Source organism: Larkinella harenae (assembly GCF_054780515.1).
In genome coordinates, this window is the sequence record NZ_BAAGWE010000001.1 from 974,604 (window position 1) to 987,687 (window position 13,084).

12 protein-coding genes and 1 tRNA gene are annotated in these 13,084 nt (G+C 50.8%); 6 read left to right on the forward strand and 7 right to left on the reverse strand.

Annotated elements, in window-relative coordinates; translation table 11 throughout:
* Position 1 precedes the first annotated feature (1 nt).
* Positions 2–1,558, forward strand: coding sequence for an ADP-ribosylglycohydrolase family protein (locus ACYVH9_RS03945; RefSeq protein WP_460634991.1), 1,557 nt, complete (start codon positions 2–4; stop codon positions 1,556–1,558).
* Between the two features lie 45 nt (positions 1,559–1,603).
* Positions 1,604–2,566, forward strand: a complete 963-nt coding sequence (locus ACYVH9_RS03950; RefSeq protein WP_460634992.1) for a Gfo/Idh/MocA family protein — start codon at positions 1,604–1,606, stop codon at positions 2,564–2,566.
* A gap of 85 nt (positions 2,567–2,651) precedes the next feature.
* Here the strand turns inward: ACYVH9_RS03950 and ACYVH9_RS03955 are convergent, their stop codons facing one another.
* Positions 2,652–3,539: a cation diffusion facilitator family transporter gene (locus ACYVH9_RS03955; protein WP_460634993.1), complete on the reverse strand. Its 888-nt coding sequence runs from the start codon at positions 3,537–3,539 to the stop codon at positions 2,652–2,654.
* 499 nt (positions 3,540–4,038) lie between these two features.
* Positions 4,039–4,458: a hypothetical protein gene (locus ACYVH9_RS03960; protein WP_460634994.1), complete on the reverse strand. Its 420-nt coding sequence runs from the start codon at positions 4,456–4,458 to the stop codon at positions 4,039–4,041.
* A 449-nt stretch (positions 4,459–4,907) separates the two neighbouring features.
* On the opposite strand from ACYVH9_RS03960, the gene ACYVH9_RS03965 reads away from it, so the two are divergent.
* Positions 4,908–5,828, forward strand: a complete 921-nt coding sequence (locus ACYVH9_RS03965; protein WP_460634995.1) for an FKBP-type peptidyl-prolyl cis-trans isomerase — start codon at positions 4,908–4,910, stop codon at positions 5,826–5,828.
* A gap of 652 nt (positions 5,829–6,480) precedes the next feature.
* Here ACYVH9_RS03965 and ACYVH9_RS03970 read toward each other — a convergent pair.
* The 5 genes from ACYVH9_RS03970 to ubiE form a co-directional block, all read right to left on the reverse strand.
* Positions 6,481–6,729 (reverse strand): hypothetical protein, encoded by a 249-nt coding sequence (locus ACYVH9_RS03970; protein WP_460634996.1) that lies wholly within the window; start codon positions 6,727–6,729, stop codon positions 6,481–6,483.
* 161 nt (positions 6,730–6,890) lie between these two features.
* Entirely contained in the window at positions 6,891–7,286 is a 396-nt protein-coding gene (locus ACYVH9_RS03975) for a response regulator (protein ID WP_460634997.1), read from the reverse strand.
* A gap of 392 nt (positions 7,287–7,678) precedes the next feature.
* A tRNA-Val gene (locus ACYVH9_RS03980) sits at positions 7,679–7,753 on the reverse strand.
* Between the two features lie 157 nt (positions 7,754–7,910).
* Positions 7,911–8,651: a type IX secretion/gliding motility protein PorT/SprT gene (gene porT / locus ACYVH9_RS03985; RefSeq protein ID WP_460634998.1), complete on the reverse strand. Its 741-nt coding sequence runs from the start codon at positions 8,649–8,651 to the stop codon at positions 7,911–7,913.
* Positions 8,597–9,322 carry a bifunctional demethylmenaquinone methyltransferase/2-methoxy-6-polyprenyl-1,4-benzoquinol methylase UbiE gene (gene ubiE / locus ACYVH9_RS03990; protein ID WP_460634999.1) on the reverse strand — a complete coding sequence of 242 codons (726 nt, stop codon included), beginning with the start codon at positions 9,320–9,322 and terminating at the stop codon, positions 8,597–8,599. The genes porT and ubiE overlap by 55 nt, the downstream gene beginning before the upstream one ends.
* Positions 9,323–9,501: 179 nt before the next feature.
* Between ubiE and ACYVH9_RS03995 the strand changes: the two genes are divergently transcribed.
* From ACYVH9_RS03995 to ACYVH9_RS04005, 3 genes are all read left to right on the forward strand, one after another.
* On the forward strand, positions 9,502–10,800 hold the full coding sequence (locus ACYVH9_RS03995) for a Gfo/Idh/MocA family protein (RefSeq protein WP_460635000.1): 1,299 nt from the start codon (positions 9,502–9,504) through the stop codon (positions 10,798–10,800).
* 102 nt (positions 10,801–10,902) lie between these two features.
* The gene (locus tag ACYVH9_RS04000) at positions 10,903–12,006 is read left to right on the forward strand and encodes an LBF_2804 family protein (RefSeq protein WP_460635001.1); all 1,104 of its coding nucleotides are present in this window, start codon (positions 10,903–10,905) and stop codon (positions 12,004–12,006) included.
* Positions 12,007–12,066: 60 nt separating this feature from the next.
* A complete protein-coding gene (locus ACYVH9_RS04005) occupies positions 12,067–13,020 on the forward strand; it encodes a nucleoside hydrolase (protein WP_460635002.1) in 954 nt (317 codons plus the stop codon).
* Positions 13,021–13,084: the final 64 nt, after the last annotated feature.

The following is a 13,084-nucleotide window of genomic DNA, read 5'->3' on the forward strand; positions in this document are numbered from 1 at the left end:
TATGAGACCCGTAACAAGATTACTGGGGGCAGTTTATGTATTGCTCTGCTTTTTCACTTTGAACGCATCGTTTGCCCAGTCACGCGATAAACCGCCCGTCCTGAAACTAACTAAAGAGGTACTCCGGGATAAAATAAAAGGAGGGTGGGCCGGGCAAACCATCGGAGTCACTTTCGGCTGGCCCACCGAATTTTTGTATCAGGGCACATTTATTCAGGATTATCAGACCATCCAGTGGCACGACGATTACGTAGCAGAGGCCATGCGCGTGTTTCCCGGTCTTTTCGACGACATCTACATGGATCTGACGTTTGTGGAGGTGTTCGAACGGCTGGGGCTGCAAGCACCGGCCGATTCGTTTGCGCTTGCCTATGCCCGATCAGGCTACGAACTGTGGCACGCCAATCAGGCCGGTCGCTACAATGTATTGCAGGGGATGCGCCCTCCGCAGTCGGGGCATTGGCTGCATAATCCACATGCCGATGATATTGATTTCCAGATTGAAGCGGATTTTGCGGGGCTGATGAGTCCGGCGATGCCCAACGCGGCTTCGGCCATTGCCGACAAGGTGGGGCACATCATGAACTACGGCGATGGCTGGTACGGTGGTGTTTTTGTGGCGAACCTGTACGCGCAGGCGTTTCGGAGCAAGGACGTGAATGTGGTGGTGAGCGAAGCCCTCAAGGCCATTCCGGCCCAGAGTACATTTTACCAATGCGTGGCCGATGTGATCAAATGGCACAACGCTTATCCGAACGACTGGAAACGCACCTGGTTTGAAATTCAGCAGAAATGGACGGAGGATATCGGTTGTCCCGACGGCGTTTTTCATCCTCTCGACATCGATGCCAAACTGAACTCGGCTTACGTAGTACTTGGACTGCTGTATGGGCGCGGAGATTTTACCCGAACGATGGAAATTTCCACGCGGGCAGGGCAGGATTCCGACTGCAATCCGTCGACGGCGGGCGGGGTGCTCGGTACGATGCTTGGCTACAGCCAGATTCCGGCGTATTGGTTGAATCCGCTGAAAAAAGCGGAACATACCAACTTCAGCTACACCAATCTGTCGCTTTCTAAAGTTTACGAGTTGGGCTTTAAACACGCGCTGGCGAACATCAGCCAGCAGGGCGGTAAGGTGGACGGGAATACCGTTGAAATTCGGCAGGAGACTGTCAAAACCGTTGCCTTTGAGGAAAGTTTCGCCGGTCATTTTCCCGACCACAAGCAACCCGTCAATCAGGTGAGCAGCACCGGCATCGAATTCACCGCCACCGGCATCGGTTTTGTGTTGCGGGGTCACGTGCGTAAAACAAAGCGGGATGCACCCGATACGCCCGTTCGAGCGGCTTTGTACGTGGATGGCAAACTGTTGGAAGAAGCCAATTTACCGGTTGTGAATGCCCACCGGCGAACGGAGCTGTTCTGGCGGTATCAGCTTCCGGAGGGAGCGCATCAGGTACAGGTGAAAATTATAAATCCCAACCCGGTTTACGAAATGGTGGCAACCGAAGCCGTGGTTTATGCTTCAAAAAAGCCCCAGGGAATGCGGAAATAAAACCGGTTGGTGCAGGGTTGACAGAATCGTACTAAAATTTTTACTATGAATAGACGCAAATTTGTGCAATATGCTTCAGTAGGAGCAGCTTATTTAGGAACGGGAATAGCCCTGGGCCGCAACTACGAAACCGTTGCCGGTAAACGAATAGGGATTATTGGGCTGGACACCAGCCACAGTGAAGTATTTACTAGGCTGATTAATAACGGGGGCACCGACATGCTGGGGTACCGAGTTACGGCGGCTTATCCCCACGGGAGCAAAGACATTGCTTCGGCGCTCAAAATGAAACCGGATATCACGCGCGCTGTTCAGGGCATGGGCGTGAAGCTGGTGGATTCCATTGACGTGTTGCTGGAGAATGTGGACGTGGTGCTGCTGGAATCGAACGACGGCCGGGTGCATCTGGAACAGGCCATGCCGGTTTTCAAATCCGGGAAGCGGGTTTTCATCGATAAGCCCATTGCTCCGTCGCTGGCCGATGCCAAAGCCATTTTCAAAGCCGCCGAACAATCCAATACGCCGGTTTTCAGCTCCTCGGCCCTGCGTTTTGATGCTAATGTGCAGAAAGTGGTGGCCGGAAGCATTGGGCGGGTAACCGGTGCCGACGTGTACACCCCCGCCGAAATCGACAAAGGGCATCTGGATCTGGCCTGGTACGCCATTCATGGAGTGGAAATGCTGTTTACGGTCATGGGGCCGGGTTGCAAAACCGTTAGCCGCAGCCATACCGAAGGCACCGATGTCGTGGTGGGCGTCTGGGAAGATGGCCGTATTGGCACAGTTCGGGGTATTCGCAAAGGCGCTGCCAATATTGCCGGAACGGCTTTTGGCGAAAAAGGCATTGCGCCACTCGGTCCTTTTGCCACCTATGAGCCATTGGTAAAAGCCATTGTTCAATTTTTTGACACGGGCAAAACGCCCGTATTGCCCGCCGAGACGCTGGAAATCTTTGCCTTCATCAACGCGGCTCAGGAAAGCAGGAAAGGGAAGGTAATCGCTTTATAGCACCGAATGGCCGGATAGAAATTATCCGGCCTATTTTCACGCAATGGGTTCTTTTCAATAGCTCATGGACGTTTTTGCCAGTCTGTTAGGCGGGTTCGATGTGAATCAGTACATCGTAGATAGCGGGCTTTTGGTCCATAATCGCCTTTTTGACCGCGTGGGCGATGTCGTGGCCCTGCCGGACGGTTAAGTCGCCGGGCACCTCGACGTGTAAATCCACGAAGTACTCAAACCCGGCCTTCCGGACCAGGCATTTCTCCACCCGTTGCACCAGCGGAACCGTCAGGGCGATGGTTTCGATTTCGGTTTTCCAGTCTCCCGAGGGGGATTCATCCATGATCTCGCCAAATGAAGGCCGGAAGATATGGTAGGCGTTGAACACAATGAACCCCGAGGCCAGCAGGGCGGCCCAGTCATCGGCACTTTCGTAACCCGGCCCGCCAATCAGGGCAATGCTGATGCCCACAAAAGCCGTCAGTGATGTAATGGCATCGCTGCGGTGGTGCCAGGCATCGGCTTTCACGGCGCTGCTTTCGGTTTCGGCTCCCACCTGTGCAATCCGTCGAAACAGGATTTCTTTCACCAGCACCACCCCGGCCAATACCACCAGCGTAAACGGCGCCGGCACTTCGTGGGGGATGCGAATATTCTGGATACTCTCTACCGCAATCAGAATGGCCGCACCCAGGAGCGCCATCGACACCACAATGGCCGCCAGCGGTTCGGCCTTACCGTGGCCATACGGATGATTTTGATCCGGTTTGCGAGCCGCAACCCGTAATCCAAACCATACGAAAGTGGACGTAATGATATCGGTTCCGGATTCGATGGCATCCGCAATCAAGGCGTATGAATTGCCTAACCAGCCGGCCGTCCCTTTAATTAGCAGCAAAACCAGGCTGACGGCAATGCCAATCAAGGTTGTCTTCTGCCCGCGTTCCGCCTGATGCGGTTTTATGGGTTCTGGATTCATGAAATAGCAGTTGGCCACCTAACCATTGACTAGCTGGTAATTAAAAAGTTTATCCGCTACCTCTAAAAGAACCAGTACGGTGCTAAACGGATTCATGATATGGCCGCAATTGCTTGCCCGACGGGATTGGAGACGGATTTTGGCGTCCAAGATAAGGACTTTTTAGCTTCACAGCCTGACCTGTGTGGGCCGAAGTCTCGTCAGGTAAAGTTTCGGTACGGTTTCCTGTCTGTTGGGGAGGCATTGGCAGTGGCCACTTCGAGACGGTCGTCTGTTCCGATGGCGTAGGCATTTCCGAAGGGTGACAAAAAAGCCCGGCTACAAAAGGCCGGGCTCAATAGTAGGACTGAAAAAAAGGCATGACAGATTGTGTGATAACTTGCAAACAATCATATGTACGAACAGCAGGGAAATTTAGATTGGTTGACAGCCTATTTTTTTTTGCGCGATCGTAGCTGGTTTTCTGTCGAAGGGCGATTGCCGTGCCCTGGACGATGTTCTACTTTACTTTTCGCTCAATTGCTCTGGCCAGCTTCCGGGCGGAGGCTTTTTTTGCATTAAAGCCGTTGGTACCGTTGGGGCTCACCCGGTATGTGTCGGATTCCCAGACCAGCGCGTCTTTTTTGTCGTAAACCCTGGCCCGGCAACCAATGGAAGTGCCGCCCCAGGAAGTGGCCGTAATGCCTTTGCTGGCTTCAACATCCAGCTTAATAACGAAATTGGCCTGCTGTTTGTCAGTTACTACATTCCAGGATCCTGCTTCGCGCAAACTGGCTATGAATGCCTGTTCGGTTTCCTGAATATTTTGATTTTTGGAAGTCGATTCTACATAGACCGAATTTCCTTTTTTGAATAAGTCGTCCGATTGCGCCAACGCCGTGGAAGCAACCAGAAAGAAGAGGCAAAGCAAATTTTTCATGGTGTTTGTCGGATGTTTATGGTACGCGTTTCTACTTGGTTCAACTGAAAGGTGTAATTGGCTTTCATTGATTTTATGGACCGTCATTCTTCGCCAAAGCTTGTTTTGCGAAGGATAACAAGGGCAAAATTAGACCGCTGGGCTATAGCAGACAATCCACGAAAACTAGGATTTTCGGGGATTTCAGCGAGTGAGATAGCCATAATTTGGCATTTTGCTGGCCTGTGGGCTATACATGGTGAAATTAGCTGGCCCAATCCCTCGCTTCTCCGCTATTCTGTTTTGGTGCGTAAGATCAAGCGGCAATGTGCGCGCTGCCTGCACACTGACGGAGCGGTTTTGGGCGTTATCTAGGACCAAACAGGCTCTTTTCGCTAACTTGCAACGGTTAACCAGCGATTGAGGTCTTTACCGGTAATTGCCATCTATTGTTGCTTCGTATAGTGAACATGAAATTCAGACAGCTCAGTGTTTATGTTGCCATTACGCTATGGCTGGTCGTCAGCCTGACCTCCTGCAAGAATAATTTCGAGGACCCCAGTGTGGGTATGGCAGAAAAAAACGAATTGCAAATCAGGGATTACCTGAATGCCAACCAGCTGCTTAACAGGGTAAATCGCACCAGTTCAGGCTTGTATTATTTCTTTACCGATACAACGTCAACCCGGAACAAACTGGCCCAGCTTAACGAAGAGATTGAATTTACATATACCCTGTCGCGAGTTGACGGAAACAACCTGGTGCTGTTAGATAGTGCCAACCGGACCAAGTCGGTCCATCTCCCTTTTTTACGGGGTGTTGTTATTCCGGGGCTTGAAGAGGGGCTACAGGTACTGAAAGAAGGCCAGCGCGCCCGGTTTTTTATGCCGTCCAATCTGGCCTTCGGGCAAGGTAGTCGTGTTGATACAGTAGTACCCTTCATTCCCCCCTACGTTCCGGTTGTCTTCGATGTTGAACTCATCCGCTCACGGACCGAAACCGAGCAGATTCAAAGCTACGCTACGGCTAACAACTTAGGTACACCGGATTATTCTACCGATACGGTCTGGGTGTATCGGCTGACCAAAGGCACAGGCCCCCAAATTAAATCGGCTCCGACGGCCACGCTTGACTATACCATCAGCACCTTACGGGGATCTACTCCCTTTTTGGAAAAACCGGCTGCCGAAATCAATACCGGAACCACATCGGCAACCGATATGGTCGGCCTGGTAAGGGGGCTGCGGGAACTGTATGTGGGCGACAAAGCCTTTTTGATTGTTCGATCTTCCTACAGCTATGGCAGCCAGGGCATCGTTAACGGAGAACGTTACAGCGTTCCGCCGTACGCACCCGTCGTGTACGAAGTGACCGTTAAATCGGCGAGATAAGATGCCATTGAGCGTGGTGGGATGCACAGGCTTCCTACTTTCTACTCTCTTTTAGGTCGAAGTACTTCGGAGGAAGCTTAACCGACTGTTGCTGTTTTTGTCAGCATTGAAGTCGTCTTTTTGTCTCTAACCGGTGCAACCCACACGGTATTGTGTAGCAAAAATCGCAAAAAGAGCGTTGTTTCGCAGAAAGTGGTGTCGTCAATCTGCCTGAAAAATAGGAGGTCAAGTTACTCGCCGATAGAAATATCATCAGGGGCCGATGCCGATTGGCACACTCCGGCGAATTCGTTGCCGGTTATTGTTTATTATCACGGTAGAGGCTGGGTAATCGCCAATCCGGAGGTGTATGGGTCTTCGGCAAAAGATGTCCGTTGGTGTTTGTATGATGACGAGAATCCGCTGATTTCGCTGGTGGATAACCTACCCCGATCCGTTGGCTAATTGCCCGCAACCTCAGGCTTCAGCGGTGGTTATCAGGACGGTAGAGGAGAACGAGCGAGGAGTTTAGTGTTGAGTAAAACCGTAATAGCCGGACGAGGTATGTCGTCCGGCTATTTTATAATTCGAAAGACGCCCGGCTTCGGCCGTTCTTCGGTTTATTGGTGATCAAATACGGTTATTAGCAAACCAAGAACAGGTACGCCGTGAATTATTTAAAATACAAGGTAAGCTCCCATTCATCACCCGGGATGAATCCCTTCCCAAACTTGACTTTGGTCCGTTCGAGGCCGATGGATCTAAACTGATCAAACCATTCCTGTTTATTAGGCAATTTCAGACCGGAATCTCCTTTCCATCTAAATGTAATACAGGTGCTGTTTACATCGGTCAATTTGTCCAAAAGACTGCCAAATAACTCTCGTGCATTAGGAACCCGGGGTAGAAGTTTCTGAATCATCGTGAGAGCGTTAAAGTTCTTCATCGTTCAATATAAACAAAAAGGAAGAGAATGTCATTAGTTAATTCGTTTTTCTAAGGACAACCCTCCCCATAGATCAGTCTTAGTTCGTCTGCTGCCAGGGAGTCAACGACTTCAGGCTGAATCGGTTTTCCAATTTATTAATCAAAATGGCCAGCCAGACATAAATCCCTGGCGAGTACACACCAATCCACAAAACTAAAGGGCTTCATGGCCACTTCATAAACGCCCAACTTTTGTGCTTTTTCCACCAGATCTTTTGACATAAACTGGCTGAAAAGTACAATTTTAAGGGAGCGGGTGGTTGAATTTTGTTTAAGCCATTCGATTAATTCGATTCCATCCATGCCCGGCATCGAATAATCAATCATCAGCAGAGTTGGTAGATTGTCGCTTTGAAGGGCTGAAATGATTTCCTGGGCGTCGTTAAAACCCGCAACCTGACAACTCAACTGCTGCTTTTCAAAGGCACGCTTGATTATGTTTATGATCGATTGGTCATCGTCAACGAGCCATATTTTAGGATTTTCCAGCATAATTCAGATGAGCTTTGTCTTTACAACCACGAGTTGATCAAATTGATTGCAATTCACCCGGTTAGTTTTCAGGCACTGTTGCCTACTACCGAGCGTAAGGCGTCGATTTCGGATGGAGAAAACCTGCATCGATCGCTGGAGCAACGTGGCTTTTCGCGGCAGCTTGTTAATCCTGATGTGCAAGAATGCGTAAGAGCACGGCTTCAGAGCAGGCCCGGCTGTAAGCACAGGACGATGCCTTCTTGGATAACAGGAAATGAGATTGGATGGAACTCGGGCTATGCCCTTCAAATGGACTTACGGCAAGAACGCACTTTTTTACGACTCCCCAACTTTTCGGGTGCTAAAAGTAAAAAAGCACTTACAAATATTTGTAAGTGCTTTTTTCAGTGTGGGAGTTGACGGGTTCGAACCGCCGACCCTCTGCTTGTAAGGCAGATGCTCTGAACCAGCTGAGCTAAACTCCCTTTTTGTGTTTTCCCGTTGACTATTTGTCGTCGTTTGGGAGTGCAAATATAGGGGCTTATTTGCGCGTTTTGCAAGCTTTCGAATGAAAAAAAATAATATTTTTTACAATTGACTCACCGTCAGGTGTTTTGCTGTAACGGTTTTTTCGCGTCGAATTTATTCGAAATTGAGATAGAGCGTCACCGTATGCGTTCTTAGTTTCTGAATGCCAATATTGGCCGTATTACCCTGAACAGGTTCGAACAGATTCACTAAACCGTGCGAAAATCGGATTTCGGGCGCAAATTTGAAGAATTCAAAAAATTGCTCGAAACCAATACCGTATTCGACCGACAGGTCGCGGTTTTTGGTGAGCAACTTGTTGGAACCAGCGACTTCGCGTCGGCGGACGTTAGTCTCAATGCCGAACGAGCCGCCACCTACCACATACATCCGTGAATTCATGCGTCGTTTGGACTTGTATTTAAGCAAAACGGGTAATTCCACCCATGTCGATTCGCGTACTTCCTTGCGGGTTGCCCCACTCGGATAGTTAGCTTCGACCGAGCGGGAGTAGAGCGATACAGAAGGCGTCGTTCGAACGTCGAAATGGTCGCTTAGAATGGCGTTTACAACAAACCCAACCCGAAACCCCGTCTTGTTGGGTGAAAAAAGCTGGTGGGCCGAGTCGGAGCGCACATACGCATCACTGTATTTGATGTTGAAACGCGTAATGGGAGCCGCAAACAGAAAACCGTACCGAATCGCCCTGTCTTCGTAATCTTCCAGGTGAATCCGGCGGTACCGCATCGACGACTGGGCCTGAACGTCCGGAAAAGCCAACGCCAGCAACAGACAAACCGCTATACTTTTTTTCCGATGTAAATAGAGCAAATGCCAAATGTAAGAGGTATCCATTGTGTTTGCGTAAATCCTGCCTGTTCCAGAACCCGGATAAAGTCGGGGCCGTCCGGAAACGCCTGCATTGACTCGGGCAGGTAGGTATAGGCCGATGAATCTTTCGATACCATGCGTCCAATCAACGGTAGCAGGCGATTGGTGTAAAATCCAAAAAACTGTTTGAACGGAAATTTGCGTGGCTTCGAAAACTCGAGCACCAGGCAGGTGCCGCCCGACCGGGTAACACGGTGCATATCGGTCAGCCCTTTGAGCAGGTTTTCAAAATTCCGTACACCAAACGAAACGATCACAGCATCAAAAACATTGTCTGCGAAGGGCAATCTTTCCGAGTCGCCGGAACGTAGTTCGATTTTGTTACTATATCCTAATTTCTGGATCTTCTCCCGGCCAATTTTCAGCATCCCTTCCGAAATGTCGACACCGACGATTTTATCAGGATTTAACTTCAGGGCTTCGATGGCAAAATCGCCCGTGCCGGTGGCAATGTCCAGTACGGTTTTGGGCTTTGTCGGTTGCAGCAATCGAATGGCCTTCTTGCGCCAGCGAATGTCGATTCCGGCACTGAGCAGGTGGTTCAGCAAGTCGTACTTGGGCGAAATGGAGTCGAACATTTCCTCAACCTGCTCGCGTTTGCTCGTATTTTTATCTTTATAAGGGACAACGGCCATGATAATTTGGATGAATGGCGGAATGGTTAAATTATTGAAAATGGCTGATTTATTGACTATCCATTCATCTCTTTTTATTTCGCAAAGGTACATTCAAAAACCGGGCCTTGGGTGAGAAAGTTTGTGAATCCCTGTCGGATTCCGTAGTTTTCGGACCCTATTTCTTGCCTGTATACCGTATGAATCGTTCCGATTTTCTGAAAACATCGGCGCTGGCCGGTGCCGCCGTGATGAGCCGCCCCCTGATTACGCTCGCTCAGCAATCTACTTACCGGACGGCCCTGATTGGGACCGGTTGGTGGGGCAACAACATTCTACGATGCGCCATGCAGTCGGGGCAGTCGAAGCTGGTGGCCCTGTGCGACGTCGATCAGCGGCAACTAACCAAAACCGCCGAAGAATTCGCCAAACTCACCAGCGACAAACCGAAGCTGTACCGTGATTTTCGCGAGTTGCTTTCCCGCGAGAAACCCGAGATCGTTATCGTGGCTACGCCTGATCACTGGCATCCGCTCATTGCCATTGAAGCCATGAAACAGGGCGCCCACGTTTATGTGGAAAAACCGATCGGCCACACGATCAACGAGGGCAAGGCCATGGTGAGAGCTGCCCGGCAAACCGGTAAGGTGTGCCAGGTAGGGACGCACCGGCGCGTGTCTCCACACAACGTATCCGGTATGGAGTTTCTGAAGTCGGGGAAAGCCGGCAAAATTGGAATGGCCCGGGCGTTTGTTCACTACGGTGGCGGAGCCGGGCAAATGGTGGCCGACGAAGAAGCGCCGAAAGAAATGGACTGGAATATGTGGTGCGGTCCGGCGCCGTTGCGGGCCTACAACCGGACCATGCACCCCCGCGGGTTTCGGCAGTATTTGGATTATGCCAACGGCACATTGGGTGACTGGGGTATTCACTGGATGGACCAGATTCTGTGGTGGACCGAAGAGAAGTTCCCGAAAAAAGTTTTTAGCACCGGCGGAAGAGCCATCAAAAAAGACAGCACCGATGCCCCCGACCACCAGGTGGCCACGTTTGAGTTCGAGGATTTTACGGCTGTCTGGGAACACCGCACTTTTGCGGGGAATAACGCCGAAAAAACCCACCCGCAACAGGCGGTTGGCGTGTATTTTTACGGCACCGAAGGCACCTTCCACATGGGCTGGCTCGACGGCTGGACTTTTTATCCAACGGATTCCAAGAAACCCGTTATTCATCAGGATGCTCAGCTAAACAAGCCTGATGATCAGAATATTGCCCAGCTTTGGGAAGACTTCCTGAAAGCCATTAAATCCAAAAGCTTACCAACCAGTGATATCGAAATCGGACACCGTTCGACCAACATGGCGCTGTTGGGAATGCTATCTTACAAACTGGGTCGCAGCATTGAGTGGGACGGGGAGAAGGAAGTGATTAAAAACGACGCCGAAGCCAATAAACTATTGAGCCGCCAGTACCGGGGCGAATGGAAATATCCGGTATAACGTACGGATCATCTTATTTGGCCCGGAAAGGCCGAATCACGGAATATCTGCAAACAGCTTGCCCTTCTGTACAGTTATAGCAGGAGCAAGCTGTTTTTGTACATGTCCGATTCCACCGATTCTTCTGGCGATTTTGACCAGGCCACCAAGGGCCGGACTACATTGCGTTATCTGGCTCGTGCCATGCATACCGACCATCCGTCCGATGAGCCCTTTGTGCTCAATTCCGTTGAGCGTCTGGCCATCAACCGGATCAAGGGCGCTACAATGCTGGTATCGTCGGCGTTGGGTGTGTTGTGTATCTGGGTGTTTTACCTCCCTCACGTGTTGTGGACGAACTGGTTTGTCGAAACCCATACCGCACTGGGCGATTGGCCCCTTATTAGTGTTGTTTTTGGAGCTCTGATTCTTTACCTGCTCGTTTATGCCCTGATTTTTGTGCACAATGGCGCCATCCGATTGCTGGAAATAACGTGCCAGTTTCCGCGTTTTCATGATGCCTCCTACAGCCGTCACATGAATCAGCTGGCCGAAAACAGCACGCAGCGGAGTTCGTTCCGGCTTCGACTGAGTCCGCGCCCGCTGTTGCCCTGGACGCTATCGGGGTACCTGCTCACCGTTTTATTGCTGGCTTTTCTGGTCGACGGTTTTTTTCAGGTCATTCTCCGATTGATGAGTCCGCAGCCTGTTTCGGCGGTTTTTACAGTTCTGAGCAGTACGCTGGTGGTGGGCATTGGTAATGGATGGGCTTCGTACCGTATTCTTCAGCAGGCCCAAATGCGGGTAATGGCTCCGTTGACAATCAGGCAGTTTACCAATGAATTAGCCGAAGAGTTTGGGCGGGAACCGATTTTCCGAAACCTGTTGCCTGTTATCATGAAACGGGCCGGAATTTGGGGGAAACAGAAAAATTACGCCCATTTGCTGCTGCTGGAAGCCGTTACGTACCGGTTTGCGATCTCCCCCGATCAAATGAACGTTGTCGTTCCCGACGCCGTTTCCGAACAATTGAGAAATGCTCCCGCTGCGGTTCAACAGGGCCTGGAACGGCTTTTCGTTTTCAGCATCCTCATCGACGGTCATTTATCGTCACCGGAACGCGAGCAACTCCGGCAACTTCAGCACGCGGGCGTTGTCAAAATGTCGTTGGACGTGATTGAGTCAATGCGCAGAAATTTTGCGAAAGGAGAGGGGTTGTGGGTCTAATTTCGGAAATTGGCCGGCACATTTCCTATTCCGACGAAATCCTTTCTGACCTGTTGCCTGTTGGCGTGTTCCGTCTTAACGTTTGCGCAAACCCGTTCGAAGCCGCCCGTTTCCATTATTTTAGATACCGATATTGGCCCTGATTACGATGACGTGGGTGCTATGGCGGTTTTGCACGCACTGGCCGACCGGGGAGAAGCCCGTCCATTGGCGGTTATTGCTTCCAATAAGCACGAACTTGTGGTGCCAACCATTGATCTACTGAATACCTATTTTGGACGTCCCAACTTACCGGTCGCCGTAACAAAAGGCCCCGGTGTTAATGAAGGTGCCTTTCAAAAGTGGCCCGAAATGCTCGTCGCCAACTACCCGCATACCATCCGGTCAAGCGCCGATGCGCCGGATGCTGTAACGACGTACCGGCAGATTCTGGCCAACCAACCCAATGGCAGTGTAACCATCGTAACCGTCGGTTTTTTAACCAATATGGCCAATTTGCTGGCGTCGAAACCGGATCAGTATTCGCGGCTGAACGGCAAAGAGTTGGTCCGGCAAAAAGTAAAAGAACTGGTGTCGATGGCGGGGATTTTTCCGGCTGGCCGGGAGTTCAACGTGCATAGAGACTCCGTTGCTGCGGAGAGGGCGTTTGCGGGCTGGCCCACTCCAATTATTTTCAGTGGTTTTGAGATTGGCAAGCAAATTAAAACGGGCCTTCGTCTGGCGGCTAATTCAGCTCTGACCAGCCCCGTCAAAGACGTATTTGTTCGCTGTATGCCGATGGCAAAAGAAGATAAAGACGGGCGGATGAGCTGGGATCAGACGGCGGTTTTGGTGGCGATCCGGGGTGCCGAACCGTATTATGGCCTGAAGCGGGGACGCTATGTGGCCAAGGGCGGTAACAACGGCTGGCAGGACGATCCGAAGGGAAATCATTATTACCTGACCAGCAAAATGCCGGCAGCGCAGGTAACCGAAGAAATTGAAAACCTGATGATGCACCAGCCCGGAAAATAGAGTGCGAACCAACGGTTTTGGGCGCTAACAGCTTTGCAGAAAAAAAGTTTTCTAGTTGGACTTT

Excerpts from the sequence above, each read along its gene's own strand:
- ubiE (WP_460634999.1), bottom strand. The coding sequence starts at position 9,322 with ATGGCCGTTGTCCCTTATAAAGATAAAAATACGAGCAAACGCGAGCAG.
- ACYVH9_RS03945 (WP_460634991.1), top strand. The coding sequence starts at position 2 with ATGAGACCCGTAACAAGATTACTGGGGGCAGTTTATGTATTGCTCTGC.
- ACYVH9_RS03955 (WP_460634993.1), bottom strand. The coding sequence starts at position 3,539 with ATGAATCCAGAACCCATAAAACCGCATCAGGCGGAACGCGGGCAGAAG.
- ACYVH9_RS03965 (WP_460634995.1), top strand. The coding sequence starts at position 4,908 with ATGAAATTCAGACAGCTCAGTGTTTATGTTGCCATTACGCTATGGCTG.
- ACYVH9_RS03995 (WP_460635000.1), top strand. The coding sequence starts at position 9,502 with ATGAATCGTTCCGATTTTCTGAAAACATCGGCGCTGGCCGGTGCCGCC.
- ACYVH9_RS03970 (WP_460634996.1), bottom strand. The coding sequence starts at position 6,729 with ATGATTCAGAAACTTCTACCCCGGGTTCCTAATGCACGAGAGTTATTT.
- ACYVH9_RS04000 (WP_460635001.1), top strand. The coding sequence starts at position 10,903 with ATGTCCGATTCCACCGATTCTTCTGGCGATTTTGACCAGGCCACCAAG.
- porT (WP_460634998.1), bottom strand. The coding sequence starts at position 8,651 with ATGGATACCTCTTACATTTGGCATTTGCTCTATTTACATCGGAAAAAA.
- ACYVH9_RS03960 (WP_460634994.1), bottom strand. The coding sequence starts at position 4,458 with ATGAAAAATTTGCTTTGCCTCTTCTTTCTGGTTGCTTCCACGGCGTTG.
- ACYVH9_RS03950 (WP_460634992.1), top strand. The coding sequence starts at position 1,604 with ATGAATAGACGCAAATTTGTGCAATATGCTTCAGTAGGAGCAGCTTAT.
- ACYVH9_RS03975 (WP_460634997.1), bottom strand. The coding sequence starts at position 7,286 with ATGCTGGAAAATCCTAAAATATGGCTCGTTGACGATGACCAATCGATC.